The following is a 22,937-nucleotide window of genomic DNA, read 5'->3' on the forward strand; positions in this document are numbered from 1 at the left end:
ACCCGTGTGTCCTCTTGCCATCTCGGAGCGTAATCCCATGATCACCCTTCGCGGTGTCGACCTACGCGTCGGTGCCCGCCTGCTGCTGTCCGACGTCAACTTCCACATCGCCCCCGGCGACCGGATCGGCCTGGTCGGCCGCAACGGCGCGGGCAAGACCACCCTGCTGGACACCGTGGCCGGCAGGGTCCGGCCGGCCACCGGAACCGTCACCCGTACCGGCTCGCTCGGCCACCTGTCCCAGGACTCCCGCGCGGCCGACCGGACGGTCACCGTCACCGACCGGATCCGATCCGCACGCGGCCTGGACCGGGCGGACCGCGCGTTGCGGGCGGCCGAGACCGCGCTGGCCGACGCGGTCGGCCCGGTCGCGCTGGAGCGGGCGATGCGCGCCTACGTTCGGGCCGAGGCGGAATTCCAGGCGCGCGGCGGCTACGCGGGCGAGGCCGAGGCGGCCCGGGTCGCGGCCGGCCTCGGCCTGCCGGAACGGGTGTTGGACCAACCCGTCGGCACGCTCTCCGGCGGCCAACGACGCCGCGTCGAACTGGCCCGCATCCTGTTCGCCGACCACGGCACGCTGCTCCTGGACGAGCCGACCAACCACCTCGACGCCGACTCGATCGACTGGCTGCGCGGCTTTCTGCTCGCCCACCGGGGCGGTCTGGTGCTGATCAGCCACGACACTTCGCTGCTTGCCGCCACCGTCAACCGGGTCTTCCACCTCGACCCGCAGCGCGCCGCAGTCGATGTGCACAACACCGGGTGGTCCGGCCATCTCGCGCAGCGCGCCGCGGACGAACGCCGGCGGACCCGCGAGCGGGCCAACGCCGAACGCAAGGCCGCGTCCCTGCACGCCCAGGCGGACCGGATGCGCGCCAACGTCGCGACCGCGGTGGCCGCGCGCAACATGGCCCGCCGCGCGGACCGGATGTTGGCCGACCTGGAACCGGCCCGGCGCGCCGACCGGCACGCCCGCATCCGGCTGCCCGAACCGGCACCCTGCGGGCGCATCCCGCTGGGCGCGATCAGCCTGACCAAGTCCTACGGCGACCACCGCGTGCTGACTGGCGTCGACCTGGCCGTCGACCGAGGCAGCCGGCTGGTCGTACTCGGCCTCAACGGTGCCGGCAAGACCACCCTGCTGCGCGTCCTCGCCGGGCACGAGACACCGGACGGGGGGCGCGTGGTGGCCGGCACCGGGCTGCGCCTGGGCTATTTCGCCCAGGAACACGACACCCTGGACCCCACCCGTTCGGTCCGCGAGAACCTGGCCGCGGCGGCCCCGCACCTGAGCGAAGGTGAAGTACGGCAGGTGCTGGGCGGGTTCCTGTTCACCGGGGACGACGCGGACAAGCGGGCCGAGGTGCTCTCCGGCGGCGAGAAGACCCGGCTCGCGTTGGCCGGCCTGGTCCACTCGGGCGCCAACGTGCTGCTGCTCGACGAGCCCACCAACAACCTCGACCCGGCCTCCAGGGACGAGGTGCTCGCGGCGGTCGGCACCTATCCCGGCGCGATCGTGATGGTCACCCACGACCGGGGCGCGATCGAGGCGCTGCGCCCGGATCGGGTGCTGCTGCTCCCGGACGCCGCCGAGGACCTGTGGAGCACGGACCACCTGGACCTGGTCGCGCTCGCCTGACCCACCGGCGGCCGTCGGCGGACGGGTCCGACCCACCCGGCCCGTCCGCCGTCCGGCTCCGACCGGCCCTGTTCGACTCCGACCGGCCGCGACCGGCTCCGACCACCTCGGGCCCGCTCAGCCGGCCCGGCGCGCCTCGATCAGAAACCGGGCCGAGTGGGCGACGAACGGGCCGTCCCGCTCGATGAGTTCGTGCAGGTCACGGAGCCGGTTCCGGTAGGCGTCCACGGTGAAGCCGGGCACCATCCAGATCACCTTGCGCAGGAAGTAGACCACCGCGCCGATGTCGAAGAACTCCATCCGCAACCGCTCCGAGCGCAGATCCACGATCTCCAGCCCGGCCGCCCGCGCGTCGGCGCTCTCGGTGTCGGGGTGTCGATGTTCGCGGGCCTCGGGCTGCGGCCCGAGGAAGTACTCGACCAGTTCGAACACCGACGCGGGACCCACGTGTTGGGCGAGGTACGTGCCGCCGGGGCGCAGCACGCGGGCGATCTCGGTCCACCACACCGTGGCCGGATGCCGACTGGTGACCAGGTCGAACGCGGCGTCGGCGAACGGCAGCGGCGGCTCGTCCGGATCGGCGACCACGACCGCGCCGAGCGGGTGCAACAACCGGGTGGCCTTGGCCAGGTTCGGCGGCCAGGACTCGGTGGCGACCATCGTCGTCGGCAACCTGGGCGCCGCGGCGAGCACCTCGCCGCCGCCGGTCTGGATGTCCAGCGCCGCCGACACGCTCCCCAGCCGCTCGCCCATCAGTCGCCGGTAGCCCCACGAGGGGCGCGCTTCGGTGGCCCGCCCGTCGAGCCAGGAGAAGTCCCAGCCGTCCACGGAGGCCGACTCGGCCTCGGCCAACAGATCCTCAAAGGTGCGTGACATAGCCGAATCATTACCGTGAAAGATCGAGAACACCAAGAATCAGGCCCCGCCTCCCGGACCGGCCGGCGGGTCGGTACCGCCTGAGCAACTCCCCTCACAGTCAAGGTAGTTCGGTCCCCGAACGAAGCAGTGGCCGGATCGCCGGCGAAGCCGAATCACCCCGCCGGCAGGGCCCGCCCGGCGCGCCGGCCCGACGCGCCGGCCGGCGCGTCGGGCCGGTTCTCGATGTTCCGGAGCCGTCGGCCCGTTCCGACCTCGACCCCGACCCCGACCCCGACCCGACCTAGCCGACGAACTCGCGATCGCCGTGGTGGATCGTGGCCTTGGACCAGTCGCCGCCCAGGGTGCCGACGAAGCGGCGGACCAACTCGGCGTCCGCGCGGTCCGCGACCAGGATCAGTGTGCCGCCGCGGACGGTGACCGAGCCGCCGAACAGGCGGTCGCGCGCCTCGGGGTCGGCGGCCAGCCCGTCGTGCAGGCGCTGTACGTTCACGCCCGGCACCTCGACCTCGATCGCGTCCGCACGCGGCGAGTCGGCGCGCAGGTACTCGAACGTCAGCACCGACTCCTGGGCGTAGCGCTTGCGCAGCACCTCGGCGATGCGGTTGAGCCGCGCGGCGTCGATGTCGTCGACGTCGAACTCGCGCGAGCGCTCGTAGGTGGTGTTCTGCAGGTCGCCGGACCAGAACACGCCGTCGAGCAGCGAGGACTTCTCCGGGTCGGCGCCGTGCGCGCGGACGATCGCCCGCACCTCGCACGCGAACCGGTTCAAGGAGGTGTTCAGCCGGGGATCGTTCGGATCGCTGATCACCGCGGTGTTGTCGGTGACGAAGATCTCCGCGTCCGGCAGGTGTCGGCGGGTGTGTCCGGGCGAGGCGTCGGCCGCGCACGCGGGAGCGTGCGACGTGGCGGCGACCGCGGTCTGGGCGCCGCCGGTGCCTATGGTGATGCCGAACGCGAGGACGAGGGCTGCGGGCCAACGCTTCATCGAGGGTCCCCCTGGGATGGCCGAGTGGTGTGGGACGGCATGACGCCGAACGAAACGATCATGAAACGGTCAAGCTACCGGAGCGACTGCGGGCGGAAGGTGGCCGACTCCCGTGCCGACTCCCGTGCCGGAGCCCGCTGCGGCCCCGGCGTCATGTTCGCGCGTCCGCGCGTTCCGCCCGGAAGATGCCGAACAACACGCGCAGGACCAGGACACAGCTCACCACCAGCAGGTTGTAGCCGAACAGTTGGTACAGGCCCACACTGTCGCCCACCCGCGGCCCGCCCTCGGTACCCAGCAGCAGCACGGCCATGATCCCGGCCGTCGCGCCGAGCACCGTCAGCAGCGTCCGGTGCAGCATGGAGGTGAGCACGCGGCGGTCGCGTTCGTCGGCCAGCAACCGGACGTTGACCCCCAGCCGACCCTCTTCCAGCGCTCCCGTCACCCGCTCGAAGCGCCGCGGGAGGCGGCGCAACACCGGTAGCAGATGCATCAGTTCGCTGGTCGCGGCATCGCGCAGACCGGCCGGCTCCAAGCGGTCGGTGACGTGCTTGGTCGCGTAGCCGCGCGCCTCGGCGAAGATGTCGAAGCCCGGTTCGATCCCGGTCAGCGTGCCCTCGGCGGTGGCCAACGACCGAAAGACGGCGGCGATCTCCGGTGCCACGGTCAACTCGAACGCGGACACCAGCCGGAACAGATCGGTGAACATGGCCAGATCCGGCGCCAGGCCCGCGCTGAGATGGCGGGCCATGAACTGGCCCAGCGCGCGTTGCAGCCGCTGCTCGTCCAACTCCGCCGGACGGGTCACCACCTGGAGCAGCGCGTCGGACATCGCGGCCGGATCGGCACGGCCGAGCGCGAGCAGCAGTTCCTGGAGTCCGGCCCGCAGTTGCGCGTCGATCCGGCCCACCGAGCCGAAGTCGAGCAGCGCCAACCGGCCGTCGGCGAGCAACATTATGTTGCCCGGGTGCGGGTCGGCGTGGAAGATCCCGTCGAACATGAGCTGCCGCAACAACTCGCCCAACAACATCCGGGCCAACTCGCCCCGATCGACCCCGCGCTCGTCCAGCGTCGCGATGGCGCCGCCCAGCGGTATGCCGTCCAGCCGGTCGAGCACGAGCACCCGCGCGGTGCTCAGCTCGGGATGCAGCCCGGGCAGGATCAGCCGGGCGTCGCGCCGTCCGGCGCCGGCGGCGGTCACGGCAGCGGTGTTGCGCGCCTCGATCCGGAAGTCCAACTCCTCGCGCAGCGCCACCGCGAAGCCGTCGGCGAGCTCGACCAGCCCCAGCGCGTGCCCCCACGTGGTGCGCCGGTCCAGGCTCGTCGCCAGGCGGGCCAGGATGTCCAGATCCCGCTCGACGATCGGCCCGATCCCCGGGCGCTGCACCTTGACCACCACCTCGGCGCCGGAACGCAGCCGGGCGCGATGGACCTGGGCGATCGACGCGGCCGCGAGCGGCTCGGGATCGAACTCGGCGAACACCTCGGTCACCGGCGCGCCCAGTTCGGCGGTCAGTACCCGCTCCACCTCCGCCCAGGGCGCGGGCGCGACGCGGTGCTGGAGCAGCGCGAGCGCGTCCACGAACTCGACCGGCAGCAGGTCGCGGCGGGTGGACAACACCTGGCCGAGCTTGACGAAGGTGACTCCACCGTCCTGGAGCGCCTCCTGCAACGAGCGGGCCAGGCCGGCCCGCCGGTTCGTCCGATCGGCCCGGCGTCCGCGCAGGTAGGGCCCGAGTCCGTGCCTGGCCGCGATCCGACTGATCTGCGAATAGCGGCGTCCGCGCGCGAAGCGGCGGCGCAGTCCGCGGACGAACTCGACCGTGCCCGGCCACGATCCGCTCGGGACGAGCGCCTCGGTCACCACGATGAAGGTCATCGCGGCGAGCAGCGCCACGCCGAGTGTGATGGTCATGAAGACGCCGGGGTTGTGCCGCTGGACGCTGCCGCCGAGTGCCCACGACACCACGAGTCCGAGCAGCCCCGCGGCGAGCGTGCGGCGTGTGCCCACCGGCAGCCCGAGCAACCGCCGGGCACCCCAGGCCAGTCCGAGGGTGAGCAGGAGCGCGGTGATCGCGGTGGCCGGCCACAACACGGCGGGGTTCACATCGGCGTCGGCCGCGCTCAGCACGGGCACCACCGGAAGCGATCGAGTTCGATGCGTCCGCCGCCGGACGGCGACAATCTTCGCGACATGCCGATGAGACCTTCCCCGAGTGATCACGCAAGTGCGCAGGAGAACCTATCGTCCGGGCGTGCACGCGACGCGAATCCGAGTACGGGTACTCAGGCCGGCCGATCCGGCGCCGGCCCAGGATGTGGTCCATGATCAACCGCCGGTCGTACCCGACCCCGCCGCCCCCGGCGTGGCAGCCGCCGTTCCCCTCGCCGGTGCCCGTGCCGGTGCGTCCGCGCGGCGTCGGGTACCTGGCGCCGATCGTGTCGGCCGGGCTGAGCGGGCTGTCCGCGGTGGCCGCCGGCACGGTGTGGTTCGGCGTGCGGGCGCGCAAGTCGATGGCCGACATCAACGAGTACGGTGCCGGCGCAACGATCCCGTCGTACCCGTGGAACGACCATCAGGGCACGGTCGACCTGTTGTTGTTCCTGTCGGTGCTCACCGCCGCACTCGCCGTCGCCGGTTTCGTCGGGCTCACCATCGCCCGCCGCCGGGATCGCCGCGACCCGACCCGGGACACACACGTCCGCGGCTGAACGCACGCCTGCCGCACTCGCGTCGGACGCGCCCGAAGCGCCTCGCGCCGCCGCGGCGCGGAACGTGAACCGGGGCATCTTCGGGACGAGGGTCCCGAAGACGCCCCGGTGCTCGACCGATCGACTCGCGCCGCGTCAGCCCTTGAGGACGCTGACGTTCTCCGCCTGGGGACCCTTGGGGCCCTGGGTGACGTCGAACTCGACCCGGTCGTTCTCCTCCAACTGCCGGAAGCCGGTGCTGTTGATGGCCGAGAAGTGCACGAACACGTCCGGGCCGCCGTCGTCCTGCTCGATGAAGCCGAAGCCCTTGTCCGCATTGAACCACTTCACTTTGCCTGTTGCCATCGATCCATTCCTTCACCTGATGCCACGACGCGTCGTGGGGGACGCGCCGGCCGGAGCCTCATCGCGACCGCGGCCCCCGAGATTTCCCGCCCCGGCATCGGCGAAACACCCAAGTGGTGGGCGCCCGGGGGCGCGACCGGGCTCTGTGCTCCCGGCTCCGGCGGACCGGGCGGGATGCGCCCGGTCCGCCGGATTCACTCGATCGCCGGACCGGCGGGCGGTTCAGGGGTGCCGGCCCGCCGAGCGGCGGGTGGCCGCCTCGTCGAGCAGGAAGGCCGGGCTATGGGTGGTCTCGTCGTAGTCGTCGTAGTAGCGGTGATAGACCGGCGTCAGGCCGCCGGAGACGGGCGGCACGATCCAACTCCAGTCCGCCGGACACGTGCGGCCCGCCTCCGCCTCGCGCTGCACGTGCCGCAGGAAGCGGTCGGACTCGGTGTGGTGGTCGGTGATGGTCGCCCCGGCCGCGTCGAACGAGTGCAGCACGGAGCGGTTGAGTTCGATCATGGCCCGGTCCCGCCACAGCGTGCGCTCGCTGGAGGTGTCCAGGCCGAACAGCGCGGCGATCGCCGGGAGCATGTCGTAGCGATCCGCGTCGACCAGGTTGCGGGCACCGATCTCGGTGCCCATGTACCAGCCGTTGAACGGCGCCGCGCTGTAGGAGACGCCGCCGATCTCCAGGCGCATGTTGGAGATCGCCGGGATCGCGTGCCAGCGCAGGCCCAGCGCGGCGAACCCGGGGTGCTCGGGGTGGGACAGTTCCACCTCGCGGATCGCGTCCGAGGGCAGTGCGTACGCGCGGAGTCCGCCGCCCTCGTCCTCGACGATCAGCGGTAGCGGGTCGAAGTCGGTGCCGGCCCCGTGCCAGCCGAGTTCGCACGCGAGTTCGGTGATGCCCAGGTTGCGGCCGTCGCCCACGAGGCTGCCGTCCGCCCGGCGGTAGCCGGCGTAGCGGATGAGCTGCTCGTTCCAGATCCGCACCTTCGGCCCGGTGGGGGTGTCGGGCGCGAAGACGGTGATCGTGGGCCGGATCCGGCCGCCGCGCCAGGTCTCGCGCAGGTGACCCGCGCACTGGGCGGCCACCTCGTCCGGGCGACTGACGTGCCGGCGGTCGCGCACGGACAGGCTGTTCCAGTACAACCGGCCGATGCAGCGGGCCGAGTTGCGCCAGGCGACCCGGGCGCCCCAGGTGAGTTCGGCCGAGGTGTGGGTGTAGGTGCCGGTCTCGCGGATCTGCTCGGCGATCTCTCGCCGGCGAGCCTCGGGATCGGTGGGCGAGTTGCTCTCCTGATGGAAGCGGTCCAGGAACGCGAGGGCCTGCGCGAGGTCCACGGTGTCGTGGGGACGCGCGGGCGGGGCGGGCGGGGCGGGTACTTCGTGGCGCGGTTCGGGGCACGACGGCTGATCACCGCGGAGCCGGGTGGTGCTCTGCTCGGTCAAGGTTCTCCTGGGAACCGGCTCGGTGCGACCAGGGGGTCGCCGGAGCCTGTTTCGGATCTGGTGGGGTACGCGTGGGCGTCGGCGGCCCAAGGGTCAGCCCGGCACCTCCGCGCCGACCGGGGTGGCCGACTCGGCCGCGACGTCGGCGGCGTACGCCCCGACGACCGGGTCGTGGTGGATCTGTCTGCGGCTCAGGCCGAGCCTGCGCAACACGCGCGCACTGTCCAGCACCATCGCGGGCGGCCCGCTCAGGTACGCGTCGCAGTCGTAGCGAGGCCCGTACTCCCTGACCACGTCGGAGACCCCTCCGCTGATCCCCGCCAAGGTCAGGTCGTCGAGCGCCGGCCGCACCCGCAACCAGGACACCCGCTGGGACAGCCGCAGCAGGTCTTCGAGCCCGTACAGGCCGCTGTGCGCGCTGGCCCCGTAGAACAGGTCGACGAAACGATCGGTGCCGTAGTAGGCCATCTCCTCGACCATGGCCTTCAGCGGCGCCAGTCCCGTACCGCCCGCCACGCACAACACCGGGTTGGGTGCCAGGTGGTCGACGACCATCTCGCCCATGGCGGCGCCCAGTTTGATCCGATCGCCCGGTTTCGCCTTGTGTACCAGGGCGTTGCTGACCCAGCCCGCCGGCACCGAGCGCACGTGGAAGGTGAGCAGGCCCTGCGGGTCGGGCGCGTTGGCGATCGAGTACGCCCGCCATACCCGTGGCCACCACGGGGTTTCCAGGAACGTGTACTGGCCCGCCCGGTAGGGAAACGGTACGTCCGGACGCACCGTGACCACGGCGATGTCGTCGGCGGGCTTCTCGTGTGCGACGATCTCCGCGGCCCAGTGTGGGGGGTTGGTCCGGGCGTCCTCGTCGGCCGCGCCGATCATGATGCCCGCCGCGGCGCCGTACGCGCGTACCCAGGCGGACTGCACGGCGTCGTTCCAGGTGTCGCCGCTGAATCGCGCGAGCGCGGCGACCAGGCACTCGCCGACCAGGTCGTAGTGCTCGGCGATGACATCGAACTTGCGATGGTCACGACCGAGTTGGCCGAGGAATCCGCTCAGTGCCGGAGCGTTCTCCAGGTCACCGACGATGCGGATCAGCGCGTGCAGCAGACGGTCGCGCTGGACGTCCATCGCCGGGGGGAACAGGTCGCGCAGCGCGGGTTGCCGCAGGAACAGGAGAGCGTAGAAGTGGGACGTGACATCTGCGGCCTGGGGGGCGACGGCCGCGAGATTTTGTCGGATGAGTTCTGCGTCTTGAGATTCCAAAATCGGCCCATCGGTAGCCCTTCCGCATGAGGGTTGTCCGGCCGGCTCCGTCGAGAGTCCTTCACGGAACACCGGCGGCCGGAACACGATCATGGGCTTGTCGTACCGGCGTCAAGTCGAAGGCCCGGTTCCGGTTATGGATGAACAGAAGTCTTTGATGGGGTGGTTAGTCATGGTTCGCACCCCACTCTCCGCATCCATACGGTCACGTATGGCTGAGGTGAATTGCCTGGTGGGAGGCCGAATTCAAGCCGGCACCGAAGCGCACGCGAAAGCCGCGAAGAGGGCCGGACGGGCCGGCGCGCGGCCGGGTCGGTTCGGCGAGGGCGGCGGCGAGGCATGGGGGTGTCGGGCGCGGCGCTCGACCCGGGTCGAGGATCCGGGGGATGGACGCCCGGGAGCTCGGTTCGCGGCGACGCGCCGACCACCGCCTGCCGGGGCGCCCTTGCGCGCCGGCCGTTGGTGGGGTTGGATGCGGTGTTCCTCGACACGGGTCCGCGGACACCGGGACGCGACGCGCGTGCCGACGCGCGAACTCCGCCGAACCCGGCGGGGTTCGGCGGAGCCGGAGCGGACCGGCGGACCGCGGCGGACGAACGTCAGCGCGGGGTGATCTCGCCGTGGGCTTGGGCCAGGAACCGGTATCCGGCACCGTTGACCTTGATGCCGGCGCGCTCGTCCTCGGTGAGTTCGCGCTTGATTTTGGCCGGTACGCCCGCCACCAGCACGCCGGGCGGCACCCGCATGCCCTGGGAGACCACGGCGCCGGCGGCGACCAGGGCGCCCGCGCCGATGTGCGCGCCGTTGAGGACGGTGGAGTTCATCCCGACCAGGACGTCGTCCTCGATCGTGCAGCCGTGCAGCACCGCGTTGTGGCCGACGGACACGCGGGCGCCGATCACGGTCGGGAACTCCGGGTCGCTGTGCACGGTGCAGTTGTCCTGGATGTTGGTGTCCGGGCCCACCACGATGGTTTCGGCGTCGCCACGCAGCACCGCGCCGTACCAGACGCTCGCGCCGGCTTCGAGGGTGACGGCACCGATCACCGTCGCGTTCAGGGCCACGAACGCGCCGGGGTCGATCTGCGGTTCCCGATCGCCCACGGCGGCGATCAGCGGGTTCGTCATGGTCCTCCTCCTCGGCGGATGGGCCTCGGTCGGCCCGTCGCGGTCGCACTTTAGTGCGGTGGATGGGCGCCATACTGGCGGGATGGTCGACAAGCAGGGGTTGCCGATGATGGGCGCGGAGCGGCTCCGGGGGATGTGCCTCGGGTTCAACGGGGCCGTGGAGGAGTTTCCGTTCGGGCGCAATCCCGACCTGTCCACGTTCAAGGTGGGCGGCAAGATCTTCGCGTTCTCGGTGCTGACCGACCCGGAGCCGTTGCGGGTGAGCCTGAAGTGCGACCCGGAGCTCGCGATCCGGCTGCGCGCCGAGCATCCGGCGATCGAGGCCGGCTACCACCTGAACAAGCGGCACTGGAACACCGTGACCCTGGACGGCTCGCTGCCGGAGACGCTGGTGCGGGACCTGATCGAGGACTCGTACGACCTCGTGGTCGCCCAACTGCCGAAGCTGCAACGCCTGAAACTGGACTGGCCGGGTCAGCGGCCGGAAGGGGCCTAGCGACCCCGGGGGAGCCGAAAAGCCCTGCCGGGCGGGCGTACGCCGGCTTGTGAGCGGTGCGGAATCCGGCCGAGGGCGGTCGATGCGCCCGCCGGGCTTCGAAGCGGGCCTTCCGGCGGTCCGGCCGGATATCCGGCGGACCGGTATCGGTGCACGTCAAAGGCCCTTTCGGGAGGTCGCGGAAGGTCCGGCGACGGCCGATTCGGGGGTTGACCGGCGGTTCCGGAGGGCGTGGGACGCGGGCGATCGATTGTGGGTCGGATTCGGTGAGTTGCCGGCGGCTCGGAGCGCGGATCAGGGCCACGAACGGCCGTTGCCACGCCGAATGCGCGAAATCCGTTCGGCGGATGCGCGAGTCGGCGCGTATTTCCCGATTACCGCACCCCCCGAAGGCCGCCGCCGGGCCGGGCCCACGACCCGTCCGCACCGCCTCGGGCCTTGTGCCACAAGGGGAAACCGCCCCTCGCTCGGTCAACATCGGGACCGGACACCAGGATTTGTGAAGTGTTGCGCGGATCTCCGCACGGGCCCCCGTCGTTGATCCAAGGGGGTGTTTCGAGCACCACTTTGCTGCGGTTCGAAATGCCCCCCGTGTGACGGAGAGTTACAGTCATGGAAATGGGTACTGGCGCAACGGCGTTCGACCCGATCGGTCGGATGGTCCGGCCGGTCGAAAGCGATCGGTACCCCCGCACCACGAAAGGCGTCTCATGAACAAGGCACAACTCGTCGAAGCCATCGCCGACAAGCTCGGCGGCCGGGCTGCGGCCGAGGAAGCGGTCGACGCGGTCCTGGACACCATCATCCGTTCGGTCGTCGCCGGGGACCGGGTCTCGGTCACCGGCTTCGGCTCGTTCGAGAAGGTCGAGCGCGCCGCCCGGTACGCCCGTAACCCCCAGACGGGCGAACGGGTTCGGGTCAAGAAGACCTCCGTGCCGCGCTTCCGCCCCGGCCAGGGCTTCAAGGACCTCACCGGCGGCGCCAAGAAGCTGACCCGGGGCGAGACCGCGATCAAGAAGGCCTCGCCGGGCACGGTGACCGGTGGTACCACCGTCGCGGGCAAGAAGGCCGCGGCCAAGAAGACGACCGCGAAGAAGGCCACCGCCAAGAAGACGGCCAAGAAGGCGACCACGCGGGCCACCGCGGCCAAGACCGCCGCCCCGGCCCGCAAGACCACGGCGAAGAAGGCCACCCCCAGGGCGGCCGCGAAGACCACGGCCGCGAAGACGACCGCGGCGAAGAAGACCACCGCGAAGAAGACCACCGCCAAGAAGACCACCGCGAAGAAGACCACCGCGAAGGCGACGGCGAAGAAGACCACCGCCAAGCCCACCACGCGCAGCACGCCCGGCCGCAAGACGACCGGGGCCAAGCGCACGACGAGCGCTCGCACCGCCAAGCGCGCCTGAGGACCACCCGGTCGGATGCGATGGTCGGACCGCCCGCGCCGGGCGGTCCGACCGGGGGCGCCGCGACGGAACGCCTCGGGGGTCCCGACGGAGCGTTCCGACGGCGGTTCGACCGGCACATTCGTGTCGCCGGTCAACACCGCCGTCGGAGCCCGTCCGCCCTCGGCCCGCTCAGCCGCCCCGGCTCGCCCATGCGTGCGAGTCGGGCCGATTCGTGCGAGTCGGGCCCAGGCGTGCGGGTCGGGCCCATGCGAGCGGGCCCGGTCACCCGTACGGCCCCGACCCGCCGGACCGCTCAGCCCGCGTTCAGCTCCGCGACGATCGATGCCGGCGAATGCCCGCTCCCGTCGGACTGCCGATGGAAGTCCACGGCGACGAAGTTCGGACTCCGGCCCGCGGCCGTCCCGCACTGTTGTGCGATGCGATCACGCAGCTTGGTCCCGTTGTCCAGGGCGGCCGTCCCGATCGTCGGCACATTGCGGAAGTGACTCATCACGAACAACCGACGAAAGCCCGGCTCGGTCCGGTTCAGCGGCACGTCCGACCATCGACTCGTGCAGGCCAGGTCGTTGCCCAGGTCGCCCAGACTCCAGTAGTTCTGCACGGTCCAGTCCTTGTCGTACATCACCCCCAGGCCCTCCTTGCCGGGCTTGTCGGAGAACACCAGCAGCCGCTTGTTCGCGGTGACCAGGTCCGCCACCCTCGGCCAGCCGTTCTCCCGCACTCCGGCGGCGTCCGGCCGGAACAGCAGCTCCGGCAGCCCGCGCACCCGCTCCAGGGATCGACGCAGCCGATCGGTGTCGACGTAGTCCTCCAGGAACACGGTCACCACTTCCAGCGGATTCGCGTTCAGGAAGTCCACCACGGTCTGCATCGTCGCCGCGAAGCTCTGCCGGGGCAGCGCGTAGGTCACCCCCGCGAACGCCTTGCAGTCGCCGTGGCACAGGTACACGTCGCTCGGGTAGCAGTCGCTGCCGAAGCTGATGACGCACAGAGCGGTGCTGTGTTCGTACCAGTGCGTGTCGAGCATCAGCCCGCGCACACCGCGATCCAACTGCCCACGCACCGACTCGGACTGGTTGACCGAGGACCACCGCGAGTCCTCGTAGTTGGTGAACGAGTTGTGGGTGGTCAGCGAAGTGACCTGGTCGAGCCGGTCGTTGCCCCAGCGTTGCTCCGCGGCGGTGAGGGTGGCCGCGGTGGCGTGGGTGGTCGTGGCGACGGAGGCCGTGGACGGGACGAGGGCGGCCAGGAGGGCGAGCACGACCACCACGAGCGCGTTCCGGGGTCGGCCCGCCGGGCGGGAAGCGCCGGGGGATCGAGGAGGCCCGCCGGATCCGGGCGGAGCGGCCGATATACCGCTGGAAGAGTCCATGGCAGGGGAACGTACACGGGACCATCCGGCTTTTGACCCCTCTCCGCGCACCGGCATCACACCACCAGGAGCGCCTGATCCCAGCCCGCCGTCGTGCGACCCTCGGCGTACGCGTCCAGGGCGAGCACGACACCCGCGGCGCCCTCCAGGAACGCCGGCACGTCCACGCCCTGCGCGACGCGGGTCATCGTCGAGCGGAAGCCGAAGCGATACTCGTCGTGAAACTGGGCGAGCATCAAAGCGGCCAACTCGTCCCGGACGGTGGGTAGTCGGGCGTCGTCGAGGTGTTCGGCCAGCAGACCGAGCAGGTGCATCAGTCCGCCCCAGCCGTGGCACAACGCCGGATCGTCGATGCCCCACTCCGCGATCGGCGTGCCGAGCAGACCGGACACCGAACGGCGGGTGAGGTCGTGCCAGTCGGGCCGGTCGAGGGCGAGCGCCGCCAACTGCACCGCGCGCGACACCCCGGGGACGCCGTAGCACCAGGACGGGCGCTGCGCCGGGGAGTCGGGGTCGGGCTCGGACGCCCACTGCTCCAGGGTGCGATAGGCCGGCCACCACAGGCCGTCGCCGGCGGGGACCGCGCATTGGGCCAGCAGCGCCACCAGCCGCTCGATCGCGGCCGGTTGCCCCGGAACCCGTACGCCCGCGCGCCAGGTCAGCGCGAGCAGTGCCAGCGGTCCCGCGACGCCGTGCGACAGGCCCAGGTTCAGATGCCCGGCGGGCATCTCGACCTCCTGGCCCAGCTTGGGCGCCGCCAGGGTCCACCAGCGCGGCACCTTGCGACCGCGGTGGAGGATCTCGCCTTCGGCCAGCCCGACGAGGTAGGACAGCACCATCCGCAACTCGTCGCCGTCGGCGTCGCGGGCCAGCAGGTAGCGGCCGATCCCGGTCAGTCCGCGGACGGTCTCGAACTCGCCGTTGGTGGCGAGCGGTGCGGTGCCGCGCGGGCGCGGCAGGGCGGCCCGGACCACCCGGCGCTGGTGCTCGTCCATCCGGGTCAGCGCGCTCACGTACCCGCCGGTCGCCCGGTGCGCGACCAGGGTGGCGAAGGCGACCGACCCCGGACCGGTGAAGATGCCGCCTGCCGGGAAGCGCTCCCGGGCCAGTACGGCCATCGCCCGAGCCAGGTGGGCGTGCGCGCGCTCGGCGTGTCCGGGGCCGCGCCGGGTGCTGCCGCTGAAGGCCAGGGAGACGCCGGGGAACCCGCTGGAGAGCGACAGGTCCGTCCACAGCGGCTGCTCGTCGCCGTCCCGGGAGGCGTCGGCCAGCACCTCGGTGTCGGCGGCGACGGCCGCCGGATCGGCCAGCCGGTCCAACACCCGGGCCACGATCGCCCGCGCCCGCTCCGCGTGGCGGGGTTCGGCGCTCGTGCCCACCGCCGTGCCGCCGGCCGCCGTCGGCTCAGCCATCCCGACCACCCCTCTCCGCGTCGTGCGTGACACCGGAACCCGTGGCACCGGAACCCGCGGCGGCGGAGCCGGTGGCACCCGTGTTCGCGACGCGCGATCGCGTCGCACCCGCGTTCGCGGCACCGGGCCGCGCCGGCGCGTGCGCGAGCCGTCCCAGGTGGTCGCACGCGATGCCGCGCAGGATCGCGTAACCGCGCTGTTCGCCCGCCCGGTCGATGCCGAGCAGCCGGTTGTGCTGCATGTGCAACAGCCCGAGTACGGCGTTCTCGTGCGCGGCGCCGGCCGGTCGGCGACCCGCGTCGGACAGCACGATCTCCCCGTACGCCCGGCCGTACGGCGGCCGGGACCACAACTCGGCCAGTGCCGGGACGCCCAGCCGCTCACCGACCGCCGCGGCCGTGCGGCCCGGCCGGATCAGCTCCCGGACCAGGGCGCGATGCCGGCGGAACCCGCGCTGGTCGGGTTCCTTGGCGAGCGCGTACCGCACCCACGAGGGCCAGTCCCAATCGCCCAGGCTCTCCAGCAGCAGTGCGTGGTTGACCGCGATCAGCACCTCGTCCGGCACCGCGAGCGCGCCGCGTGCCCGCAGGCCCAGTTGGGCGAGCGCCGACCTGCTGTCCAGCGTGAACAGGCGCTCGGCCGCCGCCAACGCGTCCGGCCCGCCGTAGCGTTCGGTCTCCGGCTCGTACACGTCCAGCGCCATCGTGCGGATCGCGCCCGCCTCGCGCATCGCCCGTACGCGCCGCGCCAGTTCCGGCAGCACGTGCTCGGCCAGCGCCGTCGGATCGCCGTGCAGCCGGATCCGGATGTGCGGCTCCGGGTCCACGTAGCGGATGAAGAACCAGCGGTCGACCCGCTCGCCGACCTCGGCGAGCAGCGCGGGCAGATGCACCCGGAGCAGCTCGTCGTGCGTGTCCGAGGTCGCGTACAGCTTCGCGAACAGCCAGTCCTCGCCCGGCAGACGGTAATCGGCGTCGGCAGGTTCGGCGCCGCGCGCGGGTGTCGCCCGCGCGGTCGCGGTCGGTGTGCCGGCCCCGGGTCGGCGGGTCAGCGGGACGACCACCTCGGTGCCGTGCCCGTCGGCCCAGCCGAAGCCGCGACCGTCTTCGGTCAGATCCTCGAACAGGGCGAGCCGGCCCTTGCGCACCTCGTGGCGCAGCAGCGTGCGGTGCCAGGACTCACCCAGGTCGAGCCCGTAGACCCGGTCCCAATGCACCACCTGGATCCGGTCCGGCACGCCGTACCGATCGCTCCATTCGCGCAGCGCGCGGTCGAACTCGCGCGGATCCTCGACCGCCGCGCGCATCGCGTGGTCCGGGGTCCAGCGGCGCGGCGCGGCGACGACCCGGCCGAAGCTCACCCGGGGCAGCAGCGGCAGCGCCTCCAGGCCCGCCCAGTCCCAGCCGGTCCAGGTCCGAGACCGGCCGAAGACGATGTCGACCATCAGCCGGACCACCTTGGGCGCCTCGCGATCCAGCGCCAGCATGTGCGGCACCACGGGCATCACCCGTTGTCCGGTCTCGGCCAGGGTCAGCGTCAGGCCGTGGGCGTCGACGCCCACGAGCAACGCGCGCCAGTCCAGACAGTGCGGATCGCGCCGATCGGCGTACACCCCGACCGGGATGTGGTGGGGCAGCAGTTCGGGTACCTGGATCATGTTCAGCGCGCGGGCGGTGTGCGGCCGGAACGTCACCTGGGCGGGCAGCGTGCCGGGGTCCGCCGCGGCGTGCACCAGCCTGGCCAACTCTTCGGTACTGTGCGTGAGTTCGGCGAAGCGGCCGGCCATCGAGCCGGCCACCCACGAACCCGCGTGCGGGGTGGCGACCAGCTTGAACCGGCCCCGGTCCAGGTCGGCGACGTCGTGCGCGAGCAGTTGGAAGCACAGGTCGAGCGAGTTCGGCGGCGTGGCGGGCTCGCCGTGCTCGGACTGTGCGGTGTCGGCCAGCCGGTCGATCAGCTCCGGGGTGAGCCGCAGCTCGCGGTCCTCGCGCAGCAGGGCGTCCTGGACCAGTTCGGCGGTCAGTACGCGTCGGTCGCGGCCGGGCCGGTAGCCGGTGGTGGGCCGGTCGCCCACGGCGAGGCGTTCGCCGTAGCCGGTCGGGAAGCCCAGCCCTCGGTGCGGGTCGACGAGTTCGGCCAGCGGGACGGTGCGGGTGGTGCCGTACCGCTCGACGAAGCGGTTGCGGTAGTCGCGCATGTGTTCATGGGTGACCCACGCGTCGGACAGGGCCCACATCGCGCCGGCGTAGGTGCCCGCCTCCTCGGCCACGGCCCGGGGCAGGGTGAGTTCGGCGTCCATCCGCAGATCCACCTGGACCGGCGGATGGGCGGCGTCGGTGTGCGGATCGACCAGGGCCATCAACCGGCGCCAGGGCGCGGTGCCCTCGCCGGGGCGGGCCTTCTCGTACTCGCGCACGGCGGCCCGGGTGGCGCGGAACTCCCGTGCCACGTCCGGCAGGTCCTCGACGGCGCCGTCGATGCGATCGAGCAGCGCGTCGTCCAGGCGGTGCGGGGTGATCGAGCTGAGCAGGAAGCCGTGCCGCAGCAGTTGCGCCACCGAGGCGTCGAGGCGATCGCGCGGCGCGCCGGGGAAGGCCTCGCCGACCCGGTCGAGCAGGGTCTCGTACGGGACGGGGTGGGTCGCGATCGTACGCAGGTGTGCGACCAGGGGGCTGTGTCGTACCGAGATCTCGTGTTCGGGTCCGGCCAGCACCAGGCGGTCGCCGCGCACCCGGCACAGGTCGTTGAGCAGCACGTCGACGCGGCGTCGGACCTCGGGGGCGGCGAGCCAGTCCCGGACCCGCTCGTCGAGTCGACCGGCGTCCAGGCGGACCGCCTTGCCGCCGGGGCCGTGCACGCTCACGTGGGCGGACGCGCCCAGGCGGGCCGCGGTCACGCCCGCGAACAGGCCGAACGGGGTGGGTCGACCGGCCATCCGCAGCGCGTACCGGGTCACCGACAGGGCGGTGCCGGCCAGCCGCTTGGGGCCGGGGTCGATGCCCTCGTCGATCCGGTCCAGGGCGGCGGACAAACTGCCGCTGGCGACCCTGACGGCCTCGCGCAGCAGCGGGTCGGCGGTGATCCGCCGCAGTCCCTCGAGGGTGTGCGCGTCGGCCGTGTGCCCGACCGGCTCGACGGGGTCCGGGCCCGGGTCGGTCTCCGCGCGCGGCACACTCGCCATGCGCACGAAGACGAGGCCCGCCGGTTCGTATTCGCTGCTCGGCGTGTCGGGTCGTCCCTCGTTCGGACCGTCGCCGCGCCCAGGATTCCGCTCGGAGTGTCGCACCGTGTTCCGCACCGACCCCATGCCCGTGTGACCGGCTCTCGCCGGAGATCGACACCCGGGGGCGGGCAGACCCGCCCGCCCCCGGAACTATCAGGTCAGGCGCAGCAGAGCGGACAGCGCGACTGCACACCGTACGTGCTCGGCGACGTCCAGCCACCGCCGGCCGAGCCGAAGGCGGACGCCTCGAGCTCGCCGTCCGCGATGCGGACGTCGAGGTCCAGGTCGGCGAAGTCGCGCGTCTCGGTGGTTTCTTCGAGCAGAATCTTGTCGTTCATGACAACTCCCGCGATATCGGTCGCAGTGCTTTGGTGGGCACTGCGATTCGAGGAGATCTGTTTGATCCCGGGGAGGACGCTAAGCGTTGAATAGGCGGCCGAACAAGAACGATTATTGGCCATTCGTACCGGCCGGAAATCTCCCTGTGGAAGCCGCATCAGGCTCCTACCCTGCAAGGATGTCGGGTGGAGGTGGGCTCGTCCGGCTTCTTCACGAGGGGGTCGCCTTCGTCTCGACGAGATCGACCGGTGAATCACCGTTAACCGATTTCGTTGACACCTTCTGCGTCGAGAACATTCCACGCGGCAATTTTTCGGCCCGCGCCGTAGCCTCCCGTTCAATTCGTTCGAATGATCCGCGGGATCGAATCGGAAATGATCTTCGGGGGCGATTCGGGGCCGTTCGGGCCGGGGGTCGGCTCCGGGCCCCAAGGTTCGGGCGCTAGGCCAGGGTCACCGTCACCGGGAGTTCCTTGATGCCGTTGACGAAGTTCGAGCGGACCCGGCGGACCTCGCCCGCCAGGCGGATGTCGGCGATGCGCGGCAGGAGTTCCTCGAACATGACGCGCATCTCCAGGCGGGCGAGCGCGTTGCCGAGACAGAAGTGCGGGCCGCCCTTGCCGAAGGTGACGTGGTCGACGTGGCGGCGGGTGACGTCGAAGTCGTACGGGTTCTCGAACACCGCCTCGTCCCGGTTGCCCGAGGCGAACCACAGCACCACCTTGTCGCCCGCGCGGATCGACCTGCCGCCCAGTTCGGTGTCGCGCGTCGCGGTGCGGCGGAAGTGGTACACGGGGGATGCCCAGCGCAGGAACTCCTCGACCGCGTCCGGCATCAGCGCGAGGTTCTCCCGCAGCAGCTCCAACTGCCCCGGGTTGCGCAGCAGCGCGAGCATCGAGTGCGAGATGGCGTGCCGGGTGGTCTCGTTGCCGGCCACGACCAGCAGCAGGAAGTAGTTGTCGAAGTCGTGTCCGGACAGCGGGACACCGTCCGAGGGGGCCTGGTTGACCAGGCGGCTGACCAGGTCGGTGCCCGCGCCGCCGCGCCGTTTGGCGGCCAACTCCCGTCCGTACTCGAAGACTTCCAAGGAGGCTGGACTGCGGAAGGGCAGTTCGCGGTAGCGCTCGCTCTCGCTGCTCTCCAGGAGCACGTCCGCGTAGTCCGGGTCGGTGTTGCCGATGATCCGGTTGCCCCAGTCGATCAGCCTGCCGGTGTCCTCGCCGGGCACGTCCAGCATCTCGGCCAGCACGTTGATCGGGAAGTCGGCGCTGACCTCGTGCACGAAGTCGAAGGTGCCCTTGGCCAGCGCGGTGTCCAGCGTGCGGGCGGTGAGCCCGCGCAGGAACGTGCCGTAGTCGGCGATCGCGCGCGGGGTGAACTGCTTCTGGAGCAGCTTGCGCAGCGCGGTGTGGCGCAGCCCGTCGGTCTCCAGCAGCGAGCGACGGATGGCGATCTGCGAGTCGTCGACCTCCTCGAGGTTGGTGAACCGCGTGGAGGTGAAGGTGTCCGGGTCGCGGTCGACGGCGACGATGTCCGCGTGCCGGGTCAGTGCCCAGAACCCGCTGTTGGGGGCCGGTTCGGGTTGCCAGTGCACGGGGTCCTCGCGGCGCAGCGTGTGGAACATCCGCCACGGCGTTTCGCCGTCCAGGAAACGGTCGTTGTCGGCGAGGTCGATCTCGTCGAGGGGCATCGGCTCGGGGACCGCGGCGGCGGTGGTGGGGGTGCTCACGAAGACTCCTCGCGGGGGGATCGGCGGGGTGCGGGCGCGGCGGCGCGGATCGGCGGGCCCGCGCGGCGACGCGGTGCGCGGGGGCGGCGCGGTGCGCGGGGGTGCGCCGGTGCGGACGGGCTCAGAGGTGGTAGGCGTACTCGGTGAACTCCCAGTCGGTGACGTGCCGGCGAAAACGGGTGACCTCGTCGCGCTTGTAGGTCAGGAACGCGTCGGCGAAGTCCGCGCCCAGCAGCGCGGTGAGCGCGGTGTCGGCCTCGAACGCGTCCAGCGCCTCGGTCAGCGTCGCGGGCAGGATCGGCGCCTTGGCGCTGTCGTAGCCGTAGCCCCGCAACGGCGGCGGCGGAGTCGTCTTCTCGCGCAGGCCCAGATGCACGGCGGCGAGCAGACCGGCGACGGCCAGGTACGGATTGGCGCTCGCGTCGCCGAGCCGGACCTCCAGGCGGGTGCCGGTGCCGCGCTCGGGCGGTATCCGCACCATCGCGCTGCGGTTGTCCAGGCCCCAGTCGATCAGCCACGGCGCGAGTGTGTCCGGGCCGAAGCGCTTGTACGAGTTGACCGTCGGGTTCAGCAGCGCGGCGAGCGCGGGGGCGTGCGCCAGGACGCCGCCGATCGCGTGGTGCGCGGCGGGGGACAGGCCGTGCGGGCCGGTCGGGTCGTCGAAGGCGTTGGCGTCGTCCGGGTCCAGACAGCTCAGGTGCAGGTGGAAGCCGGAGCCGCCCTCGTCGTTGAAGGGCTTGGCCATGAAGGTGGCCAACCGACCCTCCCGGCGCGCGAGTTCCTTGATCGAGGCCTTGAAGCGGAAGGCCCGGTCGGCGGCGTCGAGCGCGGGCGAGTGGTCCAGGTTGATCTCGAACTGGCCGGAGCAGTACTCGTGGTTGCCGGTGGTGGCGCCGATGCCCAGCGCGCCCAGGCTGCGCAGCGTGCGCAGCAGGTGTCCGTCCGGGTCACCGCGCCGGCCGGCCACGTACACGTTGCCCGGGGCGTCGCCGTAGCGCCGCCAACCGCCCGGGCGGTCCGGGTCCGGCTCGCACAGGAAGTACTCCAACTCCGGTCCGACCACCGGTCGCAGGCCCACCTCGTCGGCCATCCGGGTCAGCACGTCGCGCAGCAGCGAGCGCGGCGCCTCGGCGGCGAGCCGACCGGTCGCCGGGTCCGTGGTCTCGCCCAGACACCACGCGACTCCGGGCTCCCACGGGATCGCGACGAGCGTGTCCAGGTCCGGGAACACGCAGATGTCCGGTAGGCCCGCGTCGATGCCGCCGGCCACCGGGACGGTCCGGCCCTGCGGGGTGGTGTGGAAGACCGCCCGACAGAAGGCGAGGCCGTGCGCGCACACCGAGGGCAGGTGGTCCACCAGCACGTCGCGCCCGCGATCGGTGCCGATCAGGTCCGGGTAGGCGATCCGGACCACGTCGATGCCCCGCGCCTTCAGGTCGGCGACGACGTCGTGGGCCCGGTCCACTGCTGATGGATTCACCGGATTCTCCTCGCACAGAACGGGCGGCGGCAGGACGGCCGATTCGTTTGAGCCCAAACCATATGGAGGTCGCCGGTGTCGCACAAGGGGTTGGGGCAAGCCTTTGCGCGCGCGGCGACGGGAGGTGGGGCGGGTGTCGGCGGGTGGTCGCGCACGCGTGACAACGAGCGACGGGAGGCATATCGTACGGACCCAAACGACCTATCGGCTCCGAACCCGTTCCGGGCCGCACCGTGCTTCGAGGGAGTCGCCATGACCGGTGTACACGGTTTCTTCCACCCCAAGACCGGCACGGGCCGGTCCTCGATGATCCCGGCGCCGCCGTGGCGGTACTCGGGCGACCTGCTCACCATCGAGTACCGCACCGACCCCGCGCGGGTCGCCGAACTGCTGCCGCCGCAACTGTCGCTCGCCGACGAGGACCCGGGCGCGGTGGCGCTGATCTGGGCCGACTGGCAGTCCTGCTCGACCACGGGCGCGGAACTGCTCGACCCGGTGCGCGGGCAGTACAAGGAGTGCTTCGCGGTGGTGCGCTGCCGGTACGCGGGGGTGACCTACTCGCGCTGCGTGTACATCTGGGTCGACAAGGACTTCGCCATCGCGCGCGGCCTGCACCAGGGTTATCCGAAGAAGCTCGGCTCGATCCACCAGACCCGGCCGCACCCGTACGGCCCGGCGCCGCGGATCGAGGCGGGCGCGATGTTCGGCGCCACGCTCGCCGCGGCCGACCGGCGGCTGGCCGAGGCCGTGGTGACGCTGCGCGAGCCGTCGGCGACCAACGGCTTCGTCAACGGGCACCCGATGGCGCACCACCGCTGGTTGCCCTCGATCGAACCGGGCAAGGGTCTGGCCCTGGACGAACTCGTGGCCACCGGCGCCGAGTCCGCCGAGGGCGGCGGGGCCTGGGCGGGCGACGCGGAGTTGACCCTGTTCGAGGCGCCCACCGAGGAACTGGCCCGCCTGGAGGTGCGCGAGGTGATCGGCGCGTACTACCGCCAGGTCGGCGTGGTCTGGAACGGCGGCACGCTCCTGGCGAGCGGCGGTTCGGGCGCCGCGTAGGCGCGGTACCCGCACGAGGGCCCGAG

The 22,937-nt window shown here is 71.8% G+C and carries 18 protein-coding genes; 5 read left to right on the top strand and 13 right to left on the bottom strand.

Translation table 11 applies throughout. From position 1 onward, the window contains the following. The first annotated feature begins 37 nt into the window (after positions 1–37). Positions 38–1,639, top strand: a complete 1,602-nt coding sequence (locus OG948_RS47795; protein ID WP_331771300.1) for an ABC-F family ATP-binding cassette domain-containing protein — start codon at positions 38–40, stop codon at positions 1,637–1,639. Positions 1,640–1,756: 117 nt separating this feature from the next. Here the strand turns inward: OG948_RS47795 and OG948_RS47800 are convergent, their stop codons facing one another. The 3 genes from OG948_RS47800 to OG948_RS47810 form a co-directional block, all read right to left on the bottom strand. After that, a complete protein-coding gene (locus OG948_RS47800) occupies positions 1,757–2,515 on the bottom strand; it encodes a class I SAM-dependent methyltransferase (RefSeq protein WP_331771301.1) in 759 nt (252 codons plus the stop codon). Positions 2,516–2,798: 283 nt separating this feature from the next. Continuing rightward, positions 2,799–3,503 (bottom strand): hypothetical protein, encoded by a 705-nt coding sequence (locus OG948_RS47805; protein ID WP_331771302.1) that lies wholly within the window; start codon positions 3,501–3,503, stop codon positions 2,799–2,801. Positions 3,504–3,654: 151 nt separating this feature from the next. After that, complete coding sequence (locus OG948_RS47810) at positions 3,655–5,610, bottom strand: ABC1 kinase family protein (protein ID WP_406300902.1); 1,956 nt, start codon at positions 5,608–5,610, stop codon at positions 3,655–3,657. A 218-nt stretch (positions 5,611–5,828) separates the two neighbouring features. Between OG948_RS47810 and OG948_RS47815 the strand changes: the two genes are divergently transcribed. After that, positions 5,829–6,215 carry a hypothetical protein gene (locus OG948_RS47815; protein ID WP_331771304.1) on the top strand — a complete coding sequence of 129 codons (387 nt, stop codon included), beginning with the start codon at positions 5,829–5,831 and terminating at the stop codon, positions 6,213–6,215. A 135-nt stretch (positions 6,216–6,350) separates the two neighbouring features. Here the strand turns inward: OG948_RS47815 and OG948_RS47820 are convergent, their stop codons facing one another. The 4 genes from OG948_RS47820 to OG948_RS47835 all read right to left on the bottom strand — a co-directional run bounded on the left by OG948_RS47820 (position 6,351) and on the right by OG948_RS47835 (position 10,390). Beyond that, positions 6,351–6,560: a cold-shock protein gene (locus OG948_RS47820; RefSeq protein WP_331771305.1), complete on the bottom strand. Its 210-nt coding sequence runs from the start codon at positions 6,558–6,560 to the stop codon at positions 6,351–6,353. Between the two features lie 222 nt (positions 6,561–6,782). Further along, positions 6,783–7,889 (bottom strand): nitric oxide synthase oxygenase, encoded by a 1,107-nt coding sequence (locus tag OG948_RS47825; protein WP_331773540.1) that lies wholly within the window; start codon positions 7,887–7,889, stop codon positions 6,783–6,785. Between the two features lie 201 nt (positions 7,890–8,090). Continuing rightward, positions 8,091–9,263, bottom strand: coding sequence for a globin domain-containing protein (locus OG948_RS47830; protein ID WP_331771306.1), 1,173 nt, complete (start codon positions 9,261–9,263; stop codon positions 8,091–8,093). Positions 9,264–9,862: 599 nt separating this feature from the next. Further along, on the bottom strand, positions 9,863–10,390 hold the full coding sequence (locus OG948_RS47835; protein ID WP_331771307.1) for a gamma carbonic anhydrase family protein: 528 nt from the start codon (positions 10,388–10,390) through the stop codon (positions 9,863–9,865). A 109-nt stretch (positions 10,391–10,499) separates the two neighbouring features. On the opposite strand from OG948_RS47835, the gene OG948_RS47840 reads away from it, so the two are divergent. Both OG948_RS47840 and OG948_RS47845 read left to right on the top strand, forming a co-directional pair. Next, complete coding sequence (locus tag OG948_RS47840; protein ID WP_331773541.1) at positions 10,500–10,886, top strand: MmcQ/YjbR family DNA-binding protein; 387 nt, start codon at positions 10,500–10,502, stop codon at positions 10,884–10,886. Between the two features lie 710 nt (positions 10,887–11,596). Then, complete coding sequence (locus tag OG948_RS47845; protein WP_331771308.1) at positions 11,597–12,295, top strand: HU family DNA-binding protein; 699 nt, start codon at positions 11,597–11,599, stop codon at positions 12,293–12,295. 295 nt (positions 12,296–12,590) lie between these two features. Here the strand turns inward: OG948_RS47845 and OG948_RS47850 are convergent, their stop codons facing one another. The 6 genes from OG948_RS47850 to OG948_RS47875 form a co-directional block, all read right to left on the bottom strand. Beyond that, a complete protein-coding gene (locus OG948_RS47850) occupies positions 12,591–13,670 on the bottom strand; it encodes a PI-PLC domain-containing protein (protein WP_406300664.1) in 1,080 nt (359 codons plus the stop codon). Positions 13,671–13,726: 56 nt separating this feature from the next. Continuing rightward, positions 13,727–15,082 (bottom strand): lanthionine synthetase C family protein, encoded by a 1,356-nt coding sequence (locus tag OG948_RS47855; RefSeq protein ID WP_331771310.1) that lies wholly within the window; start codon positions 15,080–15,082, stop codon positions 13,727–13,729. After that, positions 15,075–18,263 carry a lantibiotic dehydratase gene (locus tag OG948_RS47860; RefSeq protein ID WP_406300665.1) on the bottom strand — a complete coding sequence of 1,063 codons (3,189 nt, stop codon included), beginning with the start codon at positions 18,261–18,263 and terminating at the stop codon, positions 15,075–15,077. Before OG948_RS47860 ends, OG948_RS47855 begins: the two co-directional genes overlap by 8 nt. Before the next feature lie 200 nt (positions 18,264–18,463). After that, a complete protein-coding gene (lanA, locus tag OG948_RS47865) occupies positions 18,464–18,643 on the bottom strand; it encodes an SCO0268 family class II lanthipeptide (protein ID WP_331771312.1) in 180 nt (59 codons plus the stop codon). Positions 18,644–19,085: 442 nt separating this feature from the next. Beyond that, entirely contained in the window at positions 19,086–20,333 is a 1,248-nt protein-coding gene (locus tag OG948_RS47870) for a cytochrome P450 (RefSeq protein WP_331773542.1), read from the bottom strand. Positions 20,334–20,493: 160 nt separating this feature from the next. After that, positions 20,494–21,852 (bottom strand): glutamine synthetase family protein, encoded by a 1,359-nt coding sequence (locus OG948_RS47875; RefSeq protein WP_331771313.1) that lies wholly within the window; start codon positions 21,850–21,852, stop codon positions 20,494–20,496. 252 nt (positions 21,853–22,104) lie between these two features. Here OG948_RS47875 and OG948_RS47880 point away from each other — a divergent pair, with 252 nt between their 5' ends. Beyond that, entirely contained in the window at positions 22,105–22,911 is an 807-nt protein-coding gene (locus OG948_RS47880) for an acetoacetate decarboxylase family protein (protein ID WP_331771314.1), read from the top strand. Positions 22,912–22,937 lie beyond the last annotated feature (26 nt).

It is taken from the genome of Embleya sp. NBC_00888, from assembly GCF_045207655.1.
Taxonomy (GTDB): domain Bacteria; phylum Actinomycetota; class Actinomycetes; order Streptomycetales; family Streptomycetaceae; genus Embleya.